The organism is Streptomyces sp. NPDC104371 (assembly GCF_055583785.1).
Genome location: NZ_JBVJNF010000001.1, coordinates 156,641 through 175,563 on the forward strand (window position 1 = coordinate 156,641; position 18,923 = coordinate 175,563).

An 18,923-nucleotide genomic window follows, 5' to 3' on the forward strand; every position below is an offset into this window, starting at 1 on the left:
GTCGTCACTGATCGCACCTCTCACCGATGGGTGGGTTACGCACTCCCAAGTGCCTACTTTCCGAAGGGAAGTTCCTCTCCCATGCTGATGCAGGGAGGCGGCGGACGCCACCCCCCGAGTACACGACGAAAGGCAACACGGTGAGCACGCCCTCCCTCTCTCTTCCCGGTGGCACCTGGACTCTGGGTGACCTGACCGTCACCCGGTTCGGCTACGGTGCCATGCGACTGTCCGGCCCGTGGGTCATGGGGCCGCCCGCCGATCGCGAGGGTGCCCTGGCCGTACTGCGTGAAGCGGTCGGCCTCGGTGTCACCCACATCGATACCGCGGACGCCTACGGGCCGCGCGTCACCAACGAGTTGATCCGCGAGGCACTGCACCCCTACCCCGAGTCGCTGCACATCGTGACCAAGGTGGGCGCGACCCGCGACGAACAGGGTGGCTGGCCTCCGGCCCGACGTCCCGAAGATCTACGCCGCCAGGTCCACGACAACCTCAGGTCCCTCCGGCTCGACGTACTCGACCTGGTCAACCTCCGACTCGGCAACGCCGAAGGTCCCCAACCCGGCTCGCTCGCCGAAGCGTTCGAGACGCTCGTGGAACTCCAGCAACAGGGCCTGATCCGCCACCTCGGGGTCAGCAACGCCACCGAGGAGCAGGTCACCGAGGCACAGAGCATCGCGCCGATCGTGTGCGTGCAGAACATGTACAACCTCGCCCACCGTCACGACGACAAGCTCATCGACCGGCTCGCCCGTGACGACATCGCGTACGTGCCCTTCTTCCCTCTCGGAGGCTTCACCCCGCTTCAGTCCTCGGCGCTCTCGACGGTCGCCGCTCAACTGGGGACGACACAGATGTCCGTCGCTCTGGCCTGGCTGCTCCAGCGATCTCCGAACATCCTGCTCATCCCCGGCACGTCCTCTACGGCACACCTGCGCGAGAACATCGTCGGTGCGGGACTCTCCCTCTCTGATGAGGACTTGGCCGAACTGGACGACATCGGCCGCTGAACGGCCCACAAGCAACTACGAAGCCACCGTTCACGTGTCGGCCTCACCTGGTCCTCGCCGGGGAGGGCCTACGCCATGTCGTGGGCGTCGAGGAACGTTTCGAGGCCGGCCAGGTCGTCGGTGTTCAGGAAGTCGACGCCGGCGGCGAGCAGTTCACGCCACAGCGCGTCGCGGGCCGGGCCCGGCTCGTCCGGCGTGGCCCAGAAGCGGACCTGCTGTCCGCGCGTGTGGGCGGCACGGACGATGCCGCGCAGCTTGTCGCGCTCGGCGGCGGGCATCGGGCCGTCGCCCTGCCAGGTGAAGTTGAGGGTCCAGTTGTCGCTGATCAGTGAGGTGAAGGTGGCCGGGGTCGCCGTGCCGAGGTCGGACAGCCGCCCGTCGTAGAAGGCGTGGCGCACCTTCTGGGCCTCCATCGGGCCGCGGGCGGCACGGTCACCCGAGATGACGGCCGTCAGAGCGGCGGGGCGCACCTTGCCGTGTGCGTACGAGGTGAACAGGTGCCGGTAGCGCTGGAGGCGGCGGTCCAGTTCGAGGTAGGTCGACGCGCCGTCCGTCTTGATGTCGATGAGGAGTTGCAGGGGTTCGCGCCAACCGCGGTAGACGGAGCCGTGGTTGGCCTTGATGCGCCGCGCCAGGGGCTGGAGGTAGAGCGATTCGAGAGTGCGGGAGGGGTCGAGATCCGCCGGGTCGTGGGCGACGAGCAACTGCCCGCCGACAAGGTAGATATCCGCCTCGACGCTGCCGAAACGGTGGTCCAGCGCGTCGAACAGGGGCCGGGCGTGATCGTAGTCGTTGTGCGCGTGGGCATGGCGCAGCGGGCGGGGGTCACGGCGGCGCTCACTCCCCTGTGCGTACGCCGCGGGGGCGGTGACAGCGCCGACGAGGGCGGCGCCGAGGGTGGTGAGGGCTCTGCGGCGGGTGGTGTGGAGCATGCTCTGCCTCCCTGGAGTGCCGTATGTATGCCAGTGAGTATGGGGGCCAATGCGCTCGAACGGGCCTGTGTGGAGCGTGAGTTGGCCTGATTGACTTCGCCGGTTCACTTCGGCGGACGTGGCGGGAGGAGGGTTCGCGCGGATGCGGACGCCCTCTTCGGTTCTCGGGCATCGCCACCAGCGCAATACCCGGCGGGGAATTCCAGCCGGGTATTGCGCCGAGTGTCCGCACCTATCCCTTTCCGACCTGCCCCCGGCGCCGGGGCCTGGCCGCAGGCAGCAGGCAGCAGCACGGCCGGTGATCTCAAACGGCCGGTCTTCTCACAGCGGATCCTCAAATTCCGTTCCCGAAACGCCGCTCCACAGCGTCATGGAATCTGGATCTTGAAATCTGGATCATGGCGTCGGGATCGGAATCGGAGTTGGAGTCGGAGTCGAGGAATTCGATATCCCGAGTCAGAGTCAGACCGCGGCCGTCGAGGGCGCGGGAATGCGAGCCGGGTCGAAGGTGGTGGCGGACAGGGTGCCGTCGGCGTCGATCAGGCCGAAGACCGGGTAGCCGGTGATGTCGAAGACCTCGCCCAACGGACCGTCGTTCGACTCGACCACGACATGGGCGACCTCGGACAGCGCGGCCACCTGCGCACGGGTCTCCTCCTCGGTGCCGTGCACGACGGCGAGAACACTGCGGCCGGTCTCACGGGTGACCGCGCGGGCCTGGTCCACGAAGAGCGGCAGCCGCTCCTTGCACGCCTCGCACCCGGGCGTGAAGAAGCCGAGCATGGTCTCGCCGAGGCTGTCCCGACTGACGCGCTCACCGGCGGTGGTGACGGCCGAGAAGCCGGGCACGGCCGAGCCGACCGGGATGATCAGCCCGTCGACCACCCGGTCGGCCTTCTCCTTGACCTGGGCACGGAGCTTGCGGATGACGCCGAAGGTGAGCAGCAGGTTCAGCAGGCAGAGCACGGCGATCAGGACGACGGCGGTGACCAGATAGGGCATGGGTGACTCCGGGGTCTCGTGTCATCGTGGGGGCGGGTTGGCCGCCAGGACGGATGGCGCGACGCGCGAGCCCGACGCCTGGGTCGGACGCGGCCCGCACGAGGTGCGGCAGCTACGGGGAGGTCCTGCGGACCCGGCTCGGGGTGCGGGGAGCGTCGTCCTCGAAGAGCGTGCCGAGCTCGTCCGTGAAGATGACGAGCAGAGCGCCCGTCAACGCGCCGAACGCGGTGACGGCGATGCCCGCCGCCTCGGAGGGCATCGCCGTCCCCGACAGCGCGGCAACCAGGCCGAACGCGGCGAGGGCGAGCAGCACGGAGTTGCGGACCACATGGCGGCGGCCGATCGGCGCGGTCGAGGCTCCGAAGCAGGCGCAGGACGCCTTGGTCCCGCTCCGCAGCGTACGGACGATTCCCACCGTGAAGGCCGTGAGCAGAAGCAGGGTCAGGGCGAAGCCGGGCGCGCCGCCCGGCCCCAGGGCGAGAAGCAGCACGGCGGCGCACTCCCCCGCGACCACGGCCACCGCCACCGGACGGCTCAGCCTGGTCGGCACCCCCATGGCGCGGGCGGCTTCCTCGAAACGGCGAAACGCCGCGACGCCGCGCACCTTTCCGATTACGGATGCCGCGAATACGACACCGATGAGGAGTCGCACCGCTAACAGGACATACGCCACGTGCAGCCCACCTCCCTGAGACGACCGGGCCAACGGCAATGTAGACCGAAGTCGACTCGAGCAACAGTGGTCACATTCGAGATCAGTTGCCACACAGTAATCTTTAGGTAATTCATCAACTTGCTTACTCTTGCGCTCCTTTGACATCGCGGCGTAACTTCTGCCCCGTCCGGATCTCACCCATGGTTCCGGTCTCCACTCTTTCGACGGAGGTCCACGATGACCCGTGTGATCGGCAAGCTGGGCGACAAACTCCTCGGCGTGCTACTGAAGGAGGACAAGGCGGGCGCTTGCGTCCCCGAGCACGGCTCGTTCTGCAAGTGCTCGAGCCACAAGAAGTACATCTACAGCTGCAACGGTCCCTGCGTCGTGAGCGGCACGTGCTGACACAGCCCCGTGCCACGGCTCGCACCATCACACCGATGACCGGGACGTACACATGAAGCGCGTGATCGGCAGCATGGGCCACCGGCCGCTGCGACTCGTGCCCGACAGGCAGCGCGCGAACTGATGGCGTCTCGCGATCCATCGGCCGGTTCCCCGGAGGCCACCGCGCCTCCGGGGAACCGGCTCAGGGCCCGTGCCGCCTGGGCGGTGGTCGTCCTGCAGTTCCGTGCGACCCCCCTCGGGGCCTCGCTGCTGTTGGCCACGACCGTGGGGGTCGGGGTGATGCCGGCGGCCATCGCCTGGCTCACCAAGCTGCTCTTCGACGAGCTCGGCCGCGGCACACACACCGACACCCACAAGGCCGTCCTCCTCGGTGTCACGACAGCCGTCCTCGCCGCGCTCGTGGCCGTACTGATGCAACTGGCCTCCTACCTCGACGAGTTGGTCCGTCGGCGGCTCATCGTCGAAGTCGAACGGACCCTGTTCGCCAAGGTCGACCGGTTCCGGGGACTGCGGCGGTTCGAGGATCCCGCCTTCCACGACCGGCTGCGGCTCGCCCAGCAGGCCTCGGAGGACGCGCCGCACAACGTCACCATGTTCACTCAGGAGGCCGTTCGCGCGGTGGCCGCGATCAGCGGCTTCACCGGGGCCCTGCTCGCCGTCTGGCCTCCTATGACCGGCCTGCTGTTCCTCGTCGGCGGTGCCGCACTGCTGGCCCGGCTCTCGCTGGCTCGCCGTCAGGTGGTGGTCTGGGAGCTGAGTTCGGCCCGGCTGCGCCGGCATCTCTTCTACCGCTCGCTGCTGACGGACCCCCGTGCCGCCAAGGAGATCCGGCTGTTCGGGCTCGGCGGCTTCCTGAACGGGCGGCTGGTGCGCGCGCTGAGCGACGCCACCGAGGCCCAACTCGCGGTGGCCCGGCGCGGCGCCCTGGTGCAGGCGGGCTTCGCCGCGCTCAACGCGGTGGTCACGGGGCTCGGTACGGTCGTGGTGGTCGTGGGCGCGGCCCATGGGAGGTTCACGGTCGGCGACGTGACACTGTTCATCGCCGCCGCGGCAGGGGTGCAGGGGGCGTTCACCGGGATCGTGCTCCAGGCCGGAATGGCCGCCGAGGGTGCCCGCCTCTTCGGCCACTACCTCGATCTGCTCGACGAACCCGACGACCTGCCCGGGGGCGAGGACCGTGCCCCGGCGCTCACCGCGGGCGTAGAACTGCGGGACGTCTGGTTCCGCTACGACCCGGCCGGCCCCTGGGTGCTGCGGGGGGTGAACCTGACCATCCCCGCGGGGACCGCGCTCGGCCTGGTGGGCCGCAACGGGGCCGGGAAGAGCACCCTCATCAAACTGCTGTGCCGGTTCTACGACCCCGAGAAGGGCGCGATCCTGTGGGACGGCACCGACATCCGGACCATGGACGTGACGGAGCTGCGCCGTCGGATCGGTGTCACGTTCCAGGACTACATGACGTACGACCTCTCGGCGGCCGAGAACATAGGCATCGGTCATCTGCCGCACCGGGACGATCTGGAGCGCATCCGCGCCAGTGCGACGGAAGCGGGCATCGACGAGACGCTGCGGAGGCTGCCCGAGGGGTATGCGACCCAGCTCAGCCGGGTCCATCTCGACGAGGACGACGGCACGCCGGGGGTCACTCTCTCCGGCGGCCAGTGGCAGCGGGTCGCGCTGGCCCGCTCGCTGATGCGCGCCGACGCCGATCTGCTAATCCTCGACGAGCCCAGCTCGGGTCTGGATCCGGAGGCCGAGCACGAGGTGCATCGCGCCCTCGGCCGACACCGGCGGGGGCGGACCGCGCTGCTGGTCTCGCACCGGCTCGGTGCGCTGCGCGAGGCGGACGCCATCGCGGTGCTGGTCGACGGGCAGATCGGCGAACTCGGTTCCCACGCCGAGCTGATGGAGCTGGACGGGCACTATGCCCGGTTGTTCAGCCTGCAGGCGTCGGGCTACACGGACGGTCTCGATGAACGGGCCCCGGACGAGAGGACGGTCGTATGACGGGGGTCGCGCGGGCCGGGGCGGCAGTCGCCGCAGGCGCGGGTGTGCTGCTGCTCTCCTACCGTGTGCTGCGGTCGCGCTTCTCGATCGTCCGGGTCACGGGGTCGAGCATGGCTCCCACGTTCGCGGACGGCGACCGGCTGGTGGTGCGGCGCACCACGCGGGCGCGGGTGGGTGACGCGGTGGTCTTCCGGAACCCGTTCGTGTACGGCGAGGGGGACGATCGTCTGGACTGGCTGGTCAAGCGGGTCTCGGCGGTGGCGGGCGACGCGGTGCCGCCCGAAGTGCGTGACACGGTCGAGGACGCGGTGGTTCCGCCCGGTGCGCTGGTCGTGCGCGGGGACGCCCTGCGCAGCCAGGACTCCCGGCACTTCGGGTATGTGGCGGAGGGGGATCTGCTGGGGGTGGTACTCAACCGGCTGGGCGGCGGCTGAGAGTGGTGTACGGGTTCGCTGCTGAGGACCGCGGATGGAATCGCGGTTGGCCTGAACCGTATGACGGAACGGAGCGGACCCCCCTCCAACGCAGAGGGTCAACAGCCCATCACTGATGGCCTGTTGACCACCCAGCTCGTTCAGTTGATCCTCTCGGCGAGGATCCGGGCGACAGTGGTCGGGGCGTCCGGAGTGATCGTGGGGTACACGCGGCGTCCGACGTCGATCACAAGCGCGACGTTCTTCTTGGGCCGCTTCCGATCGAGATTCCACCAGTGGACGAAGTCTCCCGAGCCCCAGATCCGCCACTTCCGCACCCTGTTCAGACCGGTCAGAGGGAGTGTTTCGACGCCCCTGATCGAGGTGTAACGGATCCGCTTCGCTCCCCAAAGGTAGTAGCGGCGGATGGTGAGCCCCTGATCGTCGCACCGGATCCCACCGTCGTCATAGGCGGCCGTGTTCATACCCATCTGCGTCTCCTGACGCCCCCGTTGACGGACAGTTCGTGTGAGCCCGACAGGCATCACCCGCTTGTTCCCCCACCGTGAACAGCGTCAAGTTCGAGCCCCTCGAGCAAGTAGCCGGCATCGCGCCGCACACCGTCGTCGGGATCGTCGCTCCGCATGGACGCGGCGAGTTCACGCAGGGACGGCCAAGAGCCCAGATAACCGATCGCCACCAGCAGCGCATGGCGTACGTCCGGGTCCGGATCCGAGGAGGCTTCCCGGAAGTCAGCCGCGAGGCGTCCGCCCTCGCGGGAGGGCGCGCTCACCGCGGACAGGTAGATACCGTGGATCTTCTCGTCCCGGTCCCGCGCCTGCGACAGGAAGTCCAGCGCCTCCTCGTGTGTCCAGCACGGGAATTGACCGGTCACGAGGTCAAGGACACTCTCTTGCTGCGCTCCGTCGATGACGAGATAACGAAGTCCAGTGATGTGGTCTCCGAGGAACGTGATGACCGTGTCACCGTTCTTCGTCTGCCAGACCTCGCGCTCCGGGAGCTCACCTTTACGACTCAGCGCAACGGTGTTCCAGTCCTCACGCCAGGAGAGAACACCCACCGCTTCCAGGGTCACCTCGCGCTGAAGCACCACACGCACCGCTGTCGACATGTCTCCCCTTCCCATCAATGTAGGCGCGGCCCACTGTACTGCGTACTCGGTTCGGTGGAATCGGTCTCCATCTGAATGACGTGGGCACCGTTTCGGCCGAGGCCGTTGGTGTGACCGGGGCCCATCTCGCCGGGCCAGTGGCAAGTGGTGGGCGGCCATGGCGAAGGAGAGGTCTGCGCTCGTGCCGTGGCGGACGGCGATGTGGCGGACAGCGATGGTGTTCCCGCAGCCTCCTGTCGCACCACCGCAGCGCACCGGGACCGGCCCGGGGGCAGAATGGCGATCATGACGTCGTCCCCGACCTACCTGCCGGTCCTGGAGCGCGTCGCCGAGGAGATCGGGCACACGCCCGGCCGCGGGCGCTCGGCCGACTACATCCCGGCGCTCGCGGCCCGTGACGCCCGCGCCTTCGGCATGGCCGTCGCGGAACTGGACGGCACGGTGTACGGCGTGGGCGACTGGCGGGAACCGTTCTCCGCGCAGTCCATCACCAAGGTGTTCACCCTTGCCCTCGACCTGGCGCGCGAGGGCGACGAACTGTGGGAGCACGTGGGCCGCGAACCCTCCGGCAACCCCTTCAACTCCCTGGTACAGCTCGAGTACGAGAACGGCATCCCGCGCAACCCGTTCATCAACGCCGGCGCCCTGGTGGTCACCGACCGGCTCCAGACCCGTACCGGCGACGCGGCGGGCGAGTTGCTGGGCTTCCTGCGCGCCGAGAGCGGCAACCCTGGGCTGGACTTCGACGAGGAGGTCGCCTCGTCCGAGACCGTGAACGGCGACCGCAACGCCGCCCTCGCCCATTTCATGGCGTCCTACGGCAACATCGACAACCCGGTGCCGATCCTGCTGGAACAGTACTTCCGCCAGTGCTCGATCACCGCCTCCTGCGCCGACCTCGCGCTGGCCACCACGTTCCTCGCCCGGCACGGCCTGAGCGCGGACGGCACCCGGCTGCTCGCCAGCCGCCAGGCCAAGCAGGTCAACGCGGTCATGCTCACCTGCGGGACGTACGACGCGGCCGGTGACTTCGCCTACCGGGTGGGGCTGCCCGGCAAGAGCGGCGTCGGCGGCGGCATCATCGCCGTCGTGCCGGGCCGGTGCGCGCTGTGCGTGTGGAGTCCGGGCCTGGACGAGCGGGGCAACTCCGTGGCCGGTGTGGCGGCCCTGGACCGCTTCACGACCCTCACTGACCTGTCGGTGTTCTGAAAGACGCTTCCGGGGAACCAGCCGAGGCCTTCGGCGAGGAGCCGGGCGGCGTCAGCGTGCCGTCGCGGTCACGGTGACCGCGGTGCCGGGGCGTGCCACAGGAAGCAGTACGTCCGCCTCGCCGGGGGCGCTGTGAACGACCGTGGCGCGCGTGCCCTCCACCGTGATGCGCGCGCCTCTGGGGTACGCGGCGGTGGGGAGGGTGAGCGTCGTCCAGGCGCCGCGGGTCACGGGCGTGGCGGTCAGGGTCAGGGTGTAGGTCCGGGCGGCCGGGTCGTAGGTCTCGGCTCCCGGAGAGCCGGCGACGGCTCGGGCGTAGGGCGCGAAGGCGGGTTCCTTGCCGGGTGCGGGGCTGCCGTCGCGGTCACGGGCGCAGTAGCCGCCGCCGTCCGTGGCGTCGCAGTCGTACCACATGGCCCAGCCGGTGGCGAAGCCGTGCATCGACAGGACTTGTCGGCGTACGAGCTGGGCGTTGCCGGGCGTGGTGGCCTTGGGCGGCCCCCATTCGCCGACGACGACGGGCAGCCGGTGTGTGGCCGGGTAGGCGCCGATGGCGGCTTCGTACCGCTCGATGAACTGCCCGGCCGGGTCCCAGTCCTGACCCGACTCGACGGCGGTGTCGTAGGCATGCGGGGCGTAGCCGATGCGGGCGGCGCCGGGGCGCGGGTCGGCGAAGCCGGGAAGGCTCGTGGGGACGCCTTGGCCGACGAGGACGGTGGGCTCCACGAACAGCCACGCGTCGCGGTCGACGGCGCGGACGGCCCGGATGAGGCGCCGGTACATGGCAGGCAGCCGGCCCTGTTCGAGCGCGGTGGAGGCGGCTACTTGGTCGGCGGGGTCCGTCGGGTCCCCGGGGACGGGGCCGAAGGGCTCGTTGAACAGGTCGTAGCCGAGCAGCGAGCGGTGTCCGCGCAGGGTGGTGGCGACCTTCGCGTAGGCGGCGGCCTGGGCGGTGCGCAGGTCGGGGTCGTCGTACAGATGGGTGAAGGCGGCCTGGACGGCGGGCTGGAAGTAGTCGGAGAACCAGTCGTCCGGGTCGGGCTCGAAGGGCAGCCCGTCGGTGCGGGTGGCCCAGGCGGGGATGCCGTCGTGGCCGAAGGCGGGGCCGTAGACGTCCTGGTGCCAGTCGACGAGGACCAGGACGTGGTACCGGTCGGCCCAGTCGAGCACCTGGTCGAGGTAGCGGAGGTAGGCGGTGTCGTACCGGCCTCTGCGGGGTTCCACCTTCTCCCACTGGATGTCGAGCCGCATCAGGTTGAATCCGTCGCGCGCCAACCGGGCGACGCGGTCGCGGGTGACGATGTCGTCCTTGCCGAGGTTGAAGCCGTGCAGCCGCAACGCCCGGCCCTGGCTGTCGGCGAGGTGGACCACGCCGTCGGGCGTGGTGACGGTGCCGGTGGGCCGGGTCGTGGCCCCCGCTCCCCATGGCGCCTCCATGCGGGCGGGCGCGCTGAGAGCCTGGGCCGGAGCCACTGCGGGCAGCGCGCACAGGAGGGCGGTGCCGAAGGCGAGCGTGGTGGCGGTGCGACGCAGACGCATGGTGCCTCCGGTGCGGTCGGCTGGGGGCGGAGTTGCCTGGCGAGTGCCGATCCTGGCCAATGGCTCACGCGACGGCAAGACTTCGGGACGCCAATTCCTGACAGTTGCTCAACTTCCTGACGTTGTGGCACTCGTCAGCGCTTGTCGCGTCCAACGGCTCTGTGCCCCCGTTGACATTGAAGGGCGACGCTTTGGTCGCTGACACCGCGGAGTACGCGAGCCCTTCTGCCGCTGGTGCTGGCCGTGGCCGTGGTCGTCACGGACGCGCTACAGACAGTCGTCGGCATCGGCCTCAAGCACACCGCGCCGAGTTTCGCGTCGACCTCAATCTGCTACGAACTCCCGGCAGTTGTCGCCGCTCCGGCAGCCACAGTCGGAGGGCTCGCCGAAGCGGCCCCTGCTGTCCTACGCACCGCAGGTGGCGGTCGCTTCGACAACACCACCGCGACCCCTGTGAGTGCCCACCGACAGGCAGTCGCCGCTGGCACCGGCGTCCGCACCGAAGGCGTGGCACCTCTTTCGGCGACCTCGCCGAACTCACAGGCGGTTTCAAGGAGCACGGGCAGAAGCAACCCCTCACGGTCATGAGCCCAGACACATACATAAGGGCGAACGCGACCCGTGAGAGCGAACTGGACCCGCACCACGCAGGTGGTCATCGACGGCAGCAGCCGCCTCGCCGCGGCCCGCGAAGCCGGTCTGGTCCATGTGAAGGCGTGGGTCGACGACGACCAGGGCGGCGACTCCGAAGCCCTCCTCGAATCGGCGCTCGTCGCCAATATCCACCGCCAGGATCTCGCCGAACTCGACGAAGCCCGCGCCCTGCAATGACTCCTGGCCATTCACGGCTCCCAGTCCGCGCTGGCGAAGCGGCTCCACAAGTCGCAGGGCTGGGTGTCCCAACGCCTCGCCTTGCTGAACCTGACGCCCGAGTTGCAGCAGCGGATCGGGCAGGAGCCCATCAAGTACCTGCGGGCGGTGGGCAACAAGAAGTTCCCGTACGACGACGGGGTCTTCGCCGCGCAACTTGTGATCCACAAGATGCCGCAGGACGAACTCGCCAAGCTGACGGACCTGCTGAACAAGCACCGCGACCGGACAGTTCCGAACCCGTCCTGAGTCAGCGCGCCTCGGCCCAGTACCCCTGCTGTATCTGGGTGCGGTGCCGAAGTCGTGTGCTGCTGGCCGCAGCGCGGCTGGAGCGACTGCGCGAGCAGGGTTTGGCTCGCACCGGAACGGGGACGCGCCCGAACGGGGGTAAATCACCTGCAACATAAGGGAGTTGGCCATTCGGAGCTTGCCGGTCGGCAGGCGTGGCTACCGTCTCCGTATGGCGCTGGACGAGGAGATCGAGAAGGCCCGGCGTGGAGCGGGACCGGCAGGACGCTTCGGAACAGCCCGGTTCAGCCGGTGATCCAGTCCTGCTTGATCTCGTGGGCGAGGTCGCGTACGTCGAGCCCGTCGCGGACCCGGGCGGCGAGCGCGGCGGCATCCTTCGCACCCACCGTCACCGTCAGACCGCTCGCCGTGAGGTACGCCGCGGCGACGACCGCGCTGAACAACTCGTTGCGTGTCTCCAGCGCCGGTACGCGGACCAGTTGGTGCATGAGGGCTGCTGCCCGGTGGTGCGGTTCGGCGTACACGGGGACGTCGAGAACCTGATCGGCGTGCCGGGCGACGGCCGCGGCGAGGCTGCCACGTTAACTGAACTAGTTCTCTTCTTTTCGCAGGTCAGGTGACGTTCCTGAGATCCGGGCGTTAGTCCGTCCATGAGCAAGTCAGAGACGCCTGTACGTGATCTGTCGGCCTTGGTCGTCCCTCAAGTCGGCAAGCTGCTGAAGACGGGGGACGAATGGGAGCCATACCGGATGGTGGACGCCTCCGGGGCGACGGTTGAGCCGGTGGCGGAGTACTTCCGGGATCTGCTGGGATGCCACCGGTCCGCGTCGACCGTGCACGCGTACGGCAACGGACTGTTGCGATGGTGGCGGTTCCTGGCAGCAGTTGAGGTCGGGTGGGGTCGGGCAACCCGAGTGGAGGCCCGGGATTTCATGCGCTGGCTGCAGCACACGGATATACCGCGAACCGGCGGCTCACCGCGACGGTCGGAGGGCTCGGTGAACGCGGTGACGGGCAAGCCCAGGCCGGGCCGGAAGTATCAGGCGTCTACACGGGCTCACACCGAGACGGTGCTGCGGAAGTTCTACGAGTTCCATCAAGAGGCCGGAACCGGGCCGCTGGTCAACCCGTTCCCCCTGGTCAGGGACCGCACCAGAGAGAGGGCGAACGCCCATCACAACCCGATGGACCTGTTCCGCAACGAGCGTCAGGGCCGCTACCGGCCCAAGGTTCCCAAGCGGATTCCTCGGATGATCCCGGACGAGCGTTTCAACGAGATCTTCGCCGCGCTCGGCTCGAACCGCGACCGTGCTCTGGTGGCGTTCTGGATTTCCACTGGAGCCCGTGCCTCCGAGCTGCTGGGTGCCCGGTTCTGCGACGCCGACCCCGGCCAGCAACTGATCAGCGTGGTCCGCAAAGGCTCCGGAGCGGTCCAGCCGCTGCCCGCCTCACCCGACGCGTTCGTCTGGCTGCGGCTCTACCAGGCTGAGCTACGGGGCCTGCTGCCCAAGGGACGGTCCCGGCGGCTGTGGTGGACTCTGCGCAGACCGCTGCGGCCGCTGACCTATCACGCGGCTCACCGCATGTTCGAGCGCGTGAACGGAAACCTAGGATCCAACTGGACCCTCCATGACCTGCGGCACTCGGCCTGCTACCGCATGTCGAGGGATCCGAAGATCCCGCTCGTCGACGTCCAGTGGGTTATGGGTCACGCGAGCTTGACGACCACTCAGATCTACATGACGCCCACTGGCGACGAGGTGATCGAGAACGTTCTGGCTCATCATGCCCGGCAGGAGGCGAACGCCGCCGCCCGGCAGGCGCCGCCCCCGGCTCCTGGCTACTCGTCCGAGAGTCTGGATGTGTTGTTCGGGCGGGTGACTCCGTGAACAGGACCGGGACCGTCGCTCGTCGCACCGGGCTGCGGCTGCCAGAGCAACGCGAGGAGCCCAGTATCGGCGCCCAGAGCCAGGCTGCTCTTCGGGCCCGCTACCCTGCCCGCGCCAACCCTGCTTCCTGGCCAGCGGCCGAGCAATCACCTGAGGACCTGGTCGAGTTGCTTTGCACAGGGGTGCGGCCCAGTACGCTGCCGAGCGTCCGTCGCGGCGTCGCGGCGGTGCTCGGCTGGCTGGGCATGCACCCGGGCCTGAACTGGCAGGAGAAGTGGCTCGCCTCCGGAGCCGAAGAACATCTGGGCCAGGACACTTGGAAGTCGCTGGCAGAGCCTTGGCTGGAAGCCCGCGGCTGGGACAAGAGCTATAGCCTCAAGGACCTCAGCACGGGCCTTCGCCGGCTCATCTGCGCGGATGCCTTCCGGCCCAGCATGCAGTGGATGCTCAGCCAGCCCTTCACCAGCCTGGCCACCGCCATGGAGGAGATCCGCGACCCTGAGGGTGTCGCCCGCCTGCGAGACCAGGTCGCGAGCATGACGCCAGTGCCGCGGCGCTTCGCCTCCAACGTCGCCCTCAAGCGGATCGCGACCATCCTGGCCACCAAGGGCGGGACGGTCGCCGACATCACTGTCGGCGACTGCATCGAGATCCTCGACACTCAAGACACCACGCACTCAAGGGGCGGCCAGGGCAAAACGCTCTTCTACCAACTCCTCGTGGGCTACGGGGCCTTCCCGCCCGACGCGCCGTTGAGCGCTCGAGCCTTCCGCGCGGCTCAAGGCCAGATGACATGCGAGCAGCTCATCGACCGCTACGGCATTCGCTGCCGTCCCGTCCGGGACCTCCTCGTCGAGTACCTGAAGGAACGCCAGGCGGCGCTCGACTACACGACCCTCAAAGCGCTCTCCTACACGATCGGCCTGCTGTTCTGGCGCAACCTGGAAGAACACCATCCCGGCATCGACTCGCTGGACGTGCCACCGGATGTCGCCGCGGCCTGGAAGCAGCGCATCATGTTCAAGACCCGACCTGCCCGCGGAGCGGACGGCCGCCTCAGCGAGATCAAAGAGCCACGGACCAACGTCAACCACTGCCTGACCCTGGTGCGGGCCTTCTACCTGGACATTGCTCAATGGGCCGCCGAGGAGCCGGCCCGTTGGGCAACACATGTCGCCCCCTGCCCGATCCGTGCACACGAAGTCAGCCAGCGCAAGCAGCTCGAACGCGCCCGGGCTCGCAGCCACCAGCGCACCCGTCATCGGCTACCCCTACTACCGACCGTGGTCGCAATCGCAGAGCGCCGTCGCAGAACCGCCGCCCATCTGCTGGCCGCAGCTGAGGAGACCGAACCCGGCACCACTCTCACCGTCGAAGGCATCACCTACCTGCGGCCAACCACCGTCCACCGAGACGCAAACACGATCCGCGTGACCAACACCGCCACGGGTGCAGTGCGCAACCTCACCCACGAGGAGCACGCCACTTTCTGGGCTTGGGCCTCGATCGAAGTCCTGCGGCACACCGGAATCCGGATCGAAGAACTACACGAGCTCAACCATCACAGCTTCGTGCAATACCGGCTGCCCACCACCGGTGAACTCGTCCCCCTCCTCCAGATCGCGCCGTCCAAGACAGACACCGAGCGACTCCTGTTGATCAGTCCTGAACTTGCCGATGCCCTCAGCACCATCGTCAGCCGCGTCCGCGGAGCCAGCGGCGCCATCCCGCTCATCAGCGCTTACGACACCCACGAACGCGTCTGGAACCCGCCCCTCCCACTACTGTTCCAATACAAGCTCGGCACCGAGGACCGGCCGGTCACGGGGACCGTCCTCCGCAAGTTCATCAACGACATCCTCCAGGGCGAAGGCCTGACCGACCCCGAAGGCAATCCCCTACGGCTCACCCCGCACGACTTCCGCAGGATGTTCGTCACCGACATGATCATGAACGGCCTGCCGCCCCACATCGCCCAGATCATCTGCGGCCACCGCGACATCAACACCACAATGGGCTACAAGGCGATCTACCCCCAGGAAGCGATCGAACAGCACCGCGCCTTCATCGCCCGGCGCCGGTCCGTGCGGCCCAGCGAGGAATACCGCATCCCCACGAACGAAGAATGGCAGGAGTTCCTGGGGCACTTCGAACTCCGCAAGGTCTCCCTCGGCACCTGCGGCCGCGCCTATGGCACCGCCTGCATCCACGAACACGCGTGCGTCCGCTGTTCGATGCTCCGTCCGGACCCCGACCAGCGGCCCCGCCTGGTGGAGATCCGCGACAACCTGATTGCCCGCATCGAAGAAGCCGAACGTGAAGGTTGGCGCGGGGAAGTCGTCGGCCTCCAAGTCAGCCTCGATGGGGCGAAGGCCAAGCTCGCCCAGCTCGACGGCCGCTCCGCCGTCCACCTCGGCATGCCCGACCTCAGCCGGGTGGTCGGGCGAACCGTCACCAGCCCGGAACCCTCAGCAGACGATGACTGACGCAGCGAGCCCAGGCTCGGCTCATCGCCAGCCCGGGTTGTCGGTGGGCACGAACTCTCCAAAAAGAGAGTCGTATTCATCCCCCGACTCGGTGACTACCAGGTGGTTCGGTTCCGTCCTCATCACCGCATTCCTCAGTCGGGCGACGAGTTCGGACACAGGCACCCTGTCCAGCGACAAGGCCCCAGCAACCTGCGCCCGATACTCAACGATCTCAGGCTCATCGCTGACTCGATCCTTTTCGAGGAGTACAGCAGCGGCCTCCATGGCCTCCAGCCTTCCGCCGCCTGAGAACTTCAGGCAGTCCTGCCACACAGCCAGACCAGTGATGATCTCCAACGCTTGCTTCAAGTCATCGGCGATCAGCCCGCCCTGGCCCTCGGAGCTGGCATACATCACGGGGCGTCGCCCGTCTTCGTCATGGCACAGGAAGAAGGTCCCGCCGGCCCAGTCACCGGCGATGGGCTCCAACGATGCACCGGAGGCTGCGCGGACCGCCTCACCGTGTTCATTGCGGAAAATGCCGAACTCGAAGGAGGAATGGAGCAGGTCAGCGACGTCCGGGGTGTCCCGGATCAATGCGAGCAGATGATCGGTTGAGGTCACGGCGCGGACCCTAACAGGAGCCACCGACACAGACCCGACCTCAGAAACAAAGAAGCACCTCGCCGGAGGCGAAGTGCGAACGTGCATCCCTCACTCGGAGGCTATTCAGTTAGTTCAGAGAAGCCGTAGTCGGTGACGTCCGGGTCCGTGCTGAGTCGCTGATGAGCGATGTCGAGGAGCCAGGCCCGGTCGATGTAGAGGATCACGCAGCAGCACCGTCGGGGCGGACCGGCCCGAACTCCTCGTCGAAGGCGGGGCCCCAGGCGGTGGCGAAGTGCTGGGCGGCGGTGAGGAATCGGCGCTTGCCGACGTCGTGGGCGAGTACCTTCCCGACCAACTCAGGGACGGTAATGCCGACGCGCTCGGCTTCAGCCTCGAGCACCGCATAGGCCGCGTCGTCCACGGGAACCTCGATGCTCTTCGCCATGCCGGAAGCGTAGCAGCGGGGTGCTGTTGCTACAGGAGGTTCGGAAGAGGGACGGCTGCCTGCCCGGGGAAACGGGCGCCTCGGGATCATCCCTGCAGGTGCGGGGAGCACCTTCGAGACGAGTCCGCGCAGTGTCTCCACCAAGGGACCATCCCCGCGGGTGCGGGGAGCACGCCGACAGGATGGGGAGGTTCGCAACTGGCGTCGGACCATCCCCGCGGGTGCGGGGAGCACGCCTGGACGAGAGGTGTGAATCCGGGCAGCATGGGACCATCCCCGCGGGTGCGGGGAGCACGAGCAGAGCGGCCTGCGTCAGGTCGATGACGCGGGACCATCCCCGCGGGTGCGGGGAGCACCCTCTCCCAGCCAGACCGTGCCGTTCGCCTTGGGGACCATCCCCGCGGGTGCGGGGAGCACAAGGGCCGGACGATCCTCGCCTACAACGCCGAGGGACCATCCCCGCGGGAGCGGGGAGCACCATCCCGGCCGCCCTCGGCCGGGATGCAGCGAGGGACCATCCCCGCGGGTGCGGGGAGCACTTATGTCGGCCGACATACGCCAAGCTTCAACAGGGACCATCCCCGCGGGTGCGGGGAGCACGTGGCAATCACCCCTGTTGATGTCGGAGAGCGGGGACCATCCCCGCGGGTGCGGGGAGCACACTTCGTGATCTGCTGTTTTGGAATTGCAGCGCCTGGTTTTCAATGACTTTCGCTGGTTCCGGCATACTTCGCACTTCGGTCATCCGGTCAGCTCGTGCGGAATCTGCGGCGCTTGGATGCCTTGCTCCAGCCGGGCTTTGGCGCAGCCGCTGACGGGGTGTTCGGGCGGCGGATCAGGGTGAGGCCCTCGTGGTCGGTGGGGTGCCAGTTGTGGTCGTGGGTTCGGAAGGTGAAGCCCTGTTCGTTGTTGGTTGTGTGCGTGAGCAGTGCGCGGCCTTGGCCAGCGTACTCGCGGACCTCGTTCCACAGAACGTCGCGTACGCGCGCTGACGGGTTGCCGATGAAGACGCCCGGTGAGATCTCGAGGAGCCAGCGTGTGAGGAAGCCTCGCAGGCCAGGTGGGCAGTTGGTCAGGATGATGACGGTCACCAGAGCCTCGCCCGGTCTGTGAGTCCTCCGTCGATGTCGGCCAAGTTCTCGTCGTCTGCGGCGTAGTTGCGGCCTGCCGGGACCTCTCGTCCGTGGTCGCTGTGCAGCGTCACTTGGTCCAGGTCTTCGGTTGCCGGACGCGTGCCGCCCTCCGGCAGGAGAAGGCGTTTGATGTCGTCGACGCAGCGGTTGAGCAACGCTGTCTCGTTGATCCGGTCGCGAAGTGCGCGGCGGGTGCGGGTTCCTACGTCCTGTTCGTCCTCGGCTGCGACGTCGAAAGCCAGTGGGATGCCGATCTCGGTCTTGTAGAGGTCGGCGATGTCGAGGACGAAGGACAGTTCGTGGCCTGAGTGGACGAAACCGAGTGCCGGGCTGCAGCCCAGGGAGGCGACGACGGCATGGGCGATGCCGTACATGCACTGTGCGGCGGCTGTGATGGCCTGGTTCACGGCGTCGCCGCTGGTGAAGTCGCCGGGGGTGTACCTGCGGCCGTGCCAGCGGACGCCGGTTCGTGCGGCGTGCTCTTGGTAGCAGGCTTTGACGCGGCGGCCCTCACGGCCGAGGAGTCCCTGTCGTGTGAGGCCTGCGGGGTCTTCGTCCGGGAAGCGTAGTCGGTACATGGCTCGGGCGACCGCGAGCCGGGTGCGCGGGTTGGCCCACTTCAGGGCCTGGGCTTCGGCGAGGGCGGAGGAGCGGGTGAGGGCTCGTCCTGCGGCGTAGTAGCGGACACCGTGTTCGCCGACCCAGGCGACGGCGGCTCCGGTCTCGCCGAGCACGCTCATCGCCTGGTGGGTGATGCGGGTGCCGGGTCCGAGGAGGAGTGTGCCGATGGTGGCGGACGGGATGTGGGTGGTGCCATCGGCGTCCTCGGCTGTGATGGCGTTGGCGTCTCGGTGGACGACGCATCGTTCCAGGTAGACGAAGGAGGTTCGCTCGCCGGTGCGGGTGAGGTGGCGTGGGGTGAGGGTGCTGCGTTGTCCGACCGTTGTCACTGG

20 protein-coding genes and 1 CRISPR repeat array are annotated in these 18,923 nt (G+C 68.2%); of the genes, 9 read left to right on the forward strand and 11 right to left on the reverse strand.

Going from position 1 to position 18,923, the window contains the following annotated elements; translation table 11 throughout:
* The first annotated feature begins 140 nt into the window (after positions 1-140).
* Complete coding sequence (locus tag ACZ60T_RS00790) at positions 141-1,013, forward strand: aldo/keto reductase family oxidoreductase (protein WP_469663222.1); 873 nt, start codon at positions 141-143, stop codon at positions 1,011-1,013.
* 68 nt (positions 1,014-1,081) lie between these two features.
* Here the strand turns inward: ACZ60T_RS00790 and ACZ60T_RS00795 are convergent, their stop codons facing one another.
* From ACZ60T_RS00795 to ACZ60T_RS00805, 3 genes are all read right to left on the reverse strand, one after another.
* Complete coding sequence (locus ACZ60T_RS00795) at positions 1,082-1,945, reverse strand: phosphatidylinositol-specific phospholipase C/glycerophosphodiester phosphodiesterase family protein (protein ID WP_469663224.1); 864 nt, start codon at positions 1,943-1,945, stop codon at positions 1,082-1,084.
* Positions 1,946-2,407: 462 nt separating this feature from the next.
* Entirely contained in the window at positions 2,408-2,947 is a 540-nt protein-coding gene (locus ACZ60T_RS00800) for a TlpA family protein disulfide reductase (protein ID WP_469663226.1), read from the reverse strand.
* A 112-nt stretch (positions 2,948-3,059) separates the two neighbouring features.
* On the reverse strand, positions 3,060-3,767 hold the full coding sequence (locus ACZ60T_RS00805; RefSeq protein ID WP_469663228.1) for a MauE/DoxX family redox-associated membrane protein: 708 nt from the start codon (positions 3,765-3,767) through the stop codon (positions 3,060-3,062).
* Between the two features lie 72 nt (positions 3,768-3,839).
* Between ACZ60T_RS00805 and ACZ60T_RS00810 the strand changes: the two genes are divergently transcribed.
* The 3 genes from ACZ60T_RS00810 to ACZ60T_RS00820 all read left to right on the forward strand — a co-directional run bounded on the left by ACZ60T_RS00810 (position 3,840) and on the right by ACZ60T_RS00820 (position 6,451).
* Positions 3,840-4,007: a hypothetical protein gene (locus tag ACZ60T_RS00810; RefSeq protein ID WP_469663230.1), complete on the forward strand. Its 168-nt coding sequence runs from the start codon at positions 3,840-3,842 to the stop codon at positions 4,005-4,007.
* Positions 4,008-4,130: 123 nt separating this feature from the next.
* Positions 4,131-6,017: an ABC transporter ATP-binding protein gene (locus ACZ60T_RS00815; protein ID WP_469663232.1), complete on the forward strand. Its 1,887-nt coding sequence runs from the start codon at positions 4,131-4,133 to the stop codon at positions 6,015-6,017.
* Complete coding sequence (locus ACZ60T_RS00820; RefSeq protein ID WP_469663234.1) at positions 6,014-6,451, forward strand: S26 family signal peptidase; 438 nt, start codon at positions 6,014-6,016, stop codon at positions 6,449-6,451. Before ACZ60T_RS00815 ends, ACZ60T_RS00820 begins: the two co-directional genes overlap by 4 nt.
* Before the next feature lie 140 nt (positions 6,452-6,591).
* Here the strand turns inward: ACZ60T_RS00820 and ACZ60T_RS00825 are convergent, their stop codons facing one another.
* Both ACZ60T_RS00825 and ACZ60T_RS00830 read right to left on the reverse strand, forming a co-directional pair.
* Positions 6,592-6,921: a hypothetical protein gene (locus tag ACZ60T_RS00825; protein ID WP_469663236.1), complete on the reverse strand. Its 330-nt coding sequence runs from the start codon at positions 6,919-6,921 to the stop codon at positions 6,592-6,594.
* A 53-nt stretch (positions 6,922-6,974) separates the two neighbouring features.
* A complete protein-coding gene (locus ACZ60T_RS00830) occupies positions 6,975-7,562 on the reverse strand; it encodes a HEAT repeat domain-containing protein (RefSeq protein WP_469663238.1) in 588 nt (195 codons plus the stop codon).
* A 276-nt stretch (positions 7,563-7,838) separates the two neighbouring features.
* On the opposite strand from ACZ60T_RS00830, the gene ACZ60T_RS00835 reads away from it, so the two are divergent.
* Positions 7,839-8,771, forward strand: coding sequence for a glutaminase (locus tag ACZ60T_RS00835; protein ID WP_469663239.1), 933 nt, complete (start codon positions 7,839-7,841; stop codon positions 8,769-8,771).
* Positions 8,772-8,822: 51 nt separating this feature from the next.
* On the opposite strand, the gene ACZ60T_RS00840 is transcribed toward ACZ60T_RS00835, so the two are convergent.
* Complete coding sequence (locus ACZ60T_RS00840; RefSeq protein ID WP_469663241.1) at positions 8,823-10,310, reverse strand: cellulase family glycosylhydrolase; 1,488 nt, start codon at positions 10,308-10,310, stop codon at positions 8,823-8,825.
* Between the two features lie 621 nt (positions 10,311-10,931).
* Between ACZ60T_RS00840 and ACZ60T_RS00845 the strand changes: the two genes are divergently transcribed.
* Positions 10,932-11,141 (forward strand): hypothetical protein, encoded by a 210-nt coding sequence (locus ACZ60T_RS00845; protein WP_469663243.1) that lies wholly within the window; start codon positions 10,932-10,934, stop codon positions 11,139-11,141.
* An 81-nt stretch (positions 11,142-11,222) separates the two neighbouring features.
* Positions 11,223-11,429, forward strand: a complete 207-nt coding sequence (locus tag ACZ60T_RS00850) for a hypothetical protein (protein WP_469663245.1) — start codon at positions 11,223-11,225, stop codon at positions 11,427-11,429.
* 284 nt (positions 11,430-11,713) lie between these two features.
* On the opposite strand, the gene ACZ60T_RS00855 is transcribed toward ACZ60T_RS00850, so the two are convergent.
* Positions 11,714-11,953, reverse strand: coding sequence for a hypothetical protein (locus ACZ60T_RS00855; RefSeq protein WP_469663247.1), 240 nt, complete (start codon positions 11,951-11,953; stop codon positions 11,714-11,716).
* Between the two features lie 225 nt (positions 11,954-12,178).
* Here ACZ60T_RS00855 and ACZ60T_RS00860 point away from each other — a divergent pair, with 225 nt between their 5' ends.
* Both ACZ60T_RS00860 and ACZ60T_RS00865 read left to right on the forward strand, forming a co-directional pair.
* Complete coding sequence (locus ACZ60T_RS00860; protein WP_469663249.1) at positions 12,179-13,318, forward strand: tyrosine-type recombinase/integrase; 1,140 nt, start codon at positions 12,179-12,181, stop codon at positions 13,316-13,318.
* Positions 13,315-15,804, forward strand: a complete 2,490-nt coding sequence (locus ACZ60T_RS00865; protein ID WP_469663251.1) for a tyrosine-type recombinase/integrase — start codon at positions 13,315-13,317, stop codon at positions 15,802-15,804. Before ACZ60T_RS00860 ends, ACZ60T_RS00865 begins: the two co-directional genes overlap by 4 nt.
* Before the next feature lie 21 nt (positions 15,805-15,825).
* Here the strand turns inward: ACZ60T_RS00865 and ACZ60T_RS00870 are convergent, their stop codons facing one another.
* From ACZ60T_RS00870 to cas1e, 4 genes are all read right to left on the reverse strand, one after another.
* Positions 15,826-16,410, reverse strand: a complete 585-nt coding sequence (locus ACZ60T_RS00870) for a hypothetical protein (protein ID WP_469663253.1) — start codon at positions 16,408-16,410, stop codon at positions 15,826-15,828.
* Between the two features lie 202 nt (positions 16,411-16,612).
* Entirely contained in the window at positions 16,613-16,837 is a 225-nt protein-coding gene (locus tag ACZ60T_RS00875) for a hypothetical protein (RefSeq protein ID WP_469663254.1), read from the reverse strand.
* 82 nt (positions 16,838-16,919) lie between these two features.
* Positions 16,920-17,498: a CRISPR direct-repeat array (repeat unit 29 nt; unit sequence GGGACCATCCCCGCGGGTGCGGGGAGCAC).
* 88 nt (positions 17,499-17,586) lie between these two features.
* Entirely contained in the window at positions 17,587-17,928 is a 342-nt protein-coding gene (gene cas2e / locus ACZ60T_RS00880) for a type I-E CRISPR-associated endoribonuclease Cas2e (RefSeq protein WP_469663256.1), read from the reverse strand.
* Positions 17,925-18,920: a type I-E CRISPR-associated endonuclease Cas1e gene (gene cas1e, locus ACZ60T_RS00885; RefSeq protein WP_469663257.1), complete on the reverse strand. Its 996-nt coding sequence runs from the start codon at positions 18,918-18,920 to the stop codon at positions 17,925-17,927. The genes cas2e and cas1e overlap by 4 nt, the downstream gene beginning before the upstream one ends.
* Positions 18,921-18,923 lie beyond the last annotated feature (3 nt).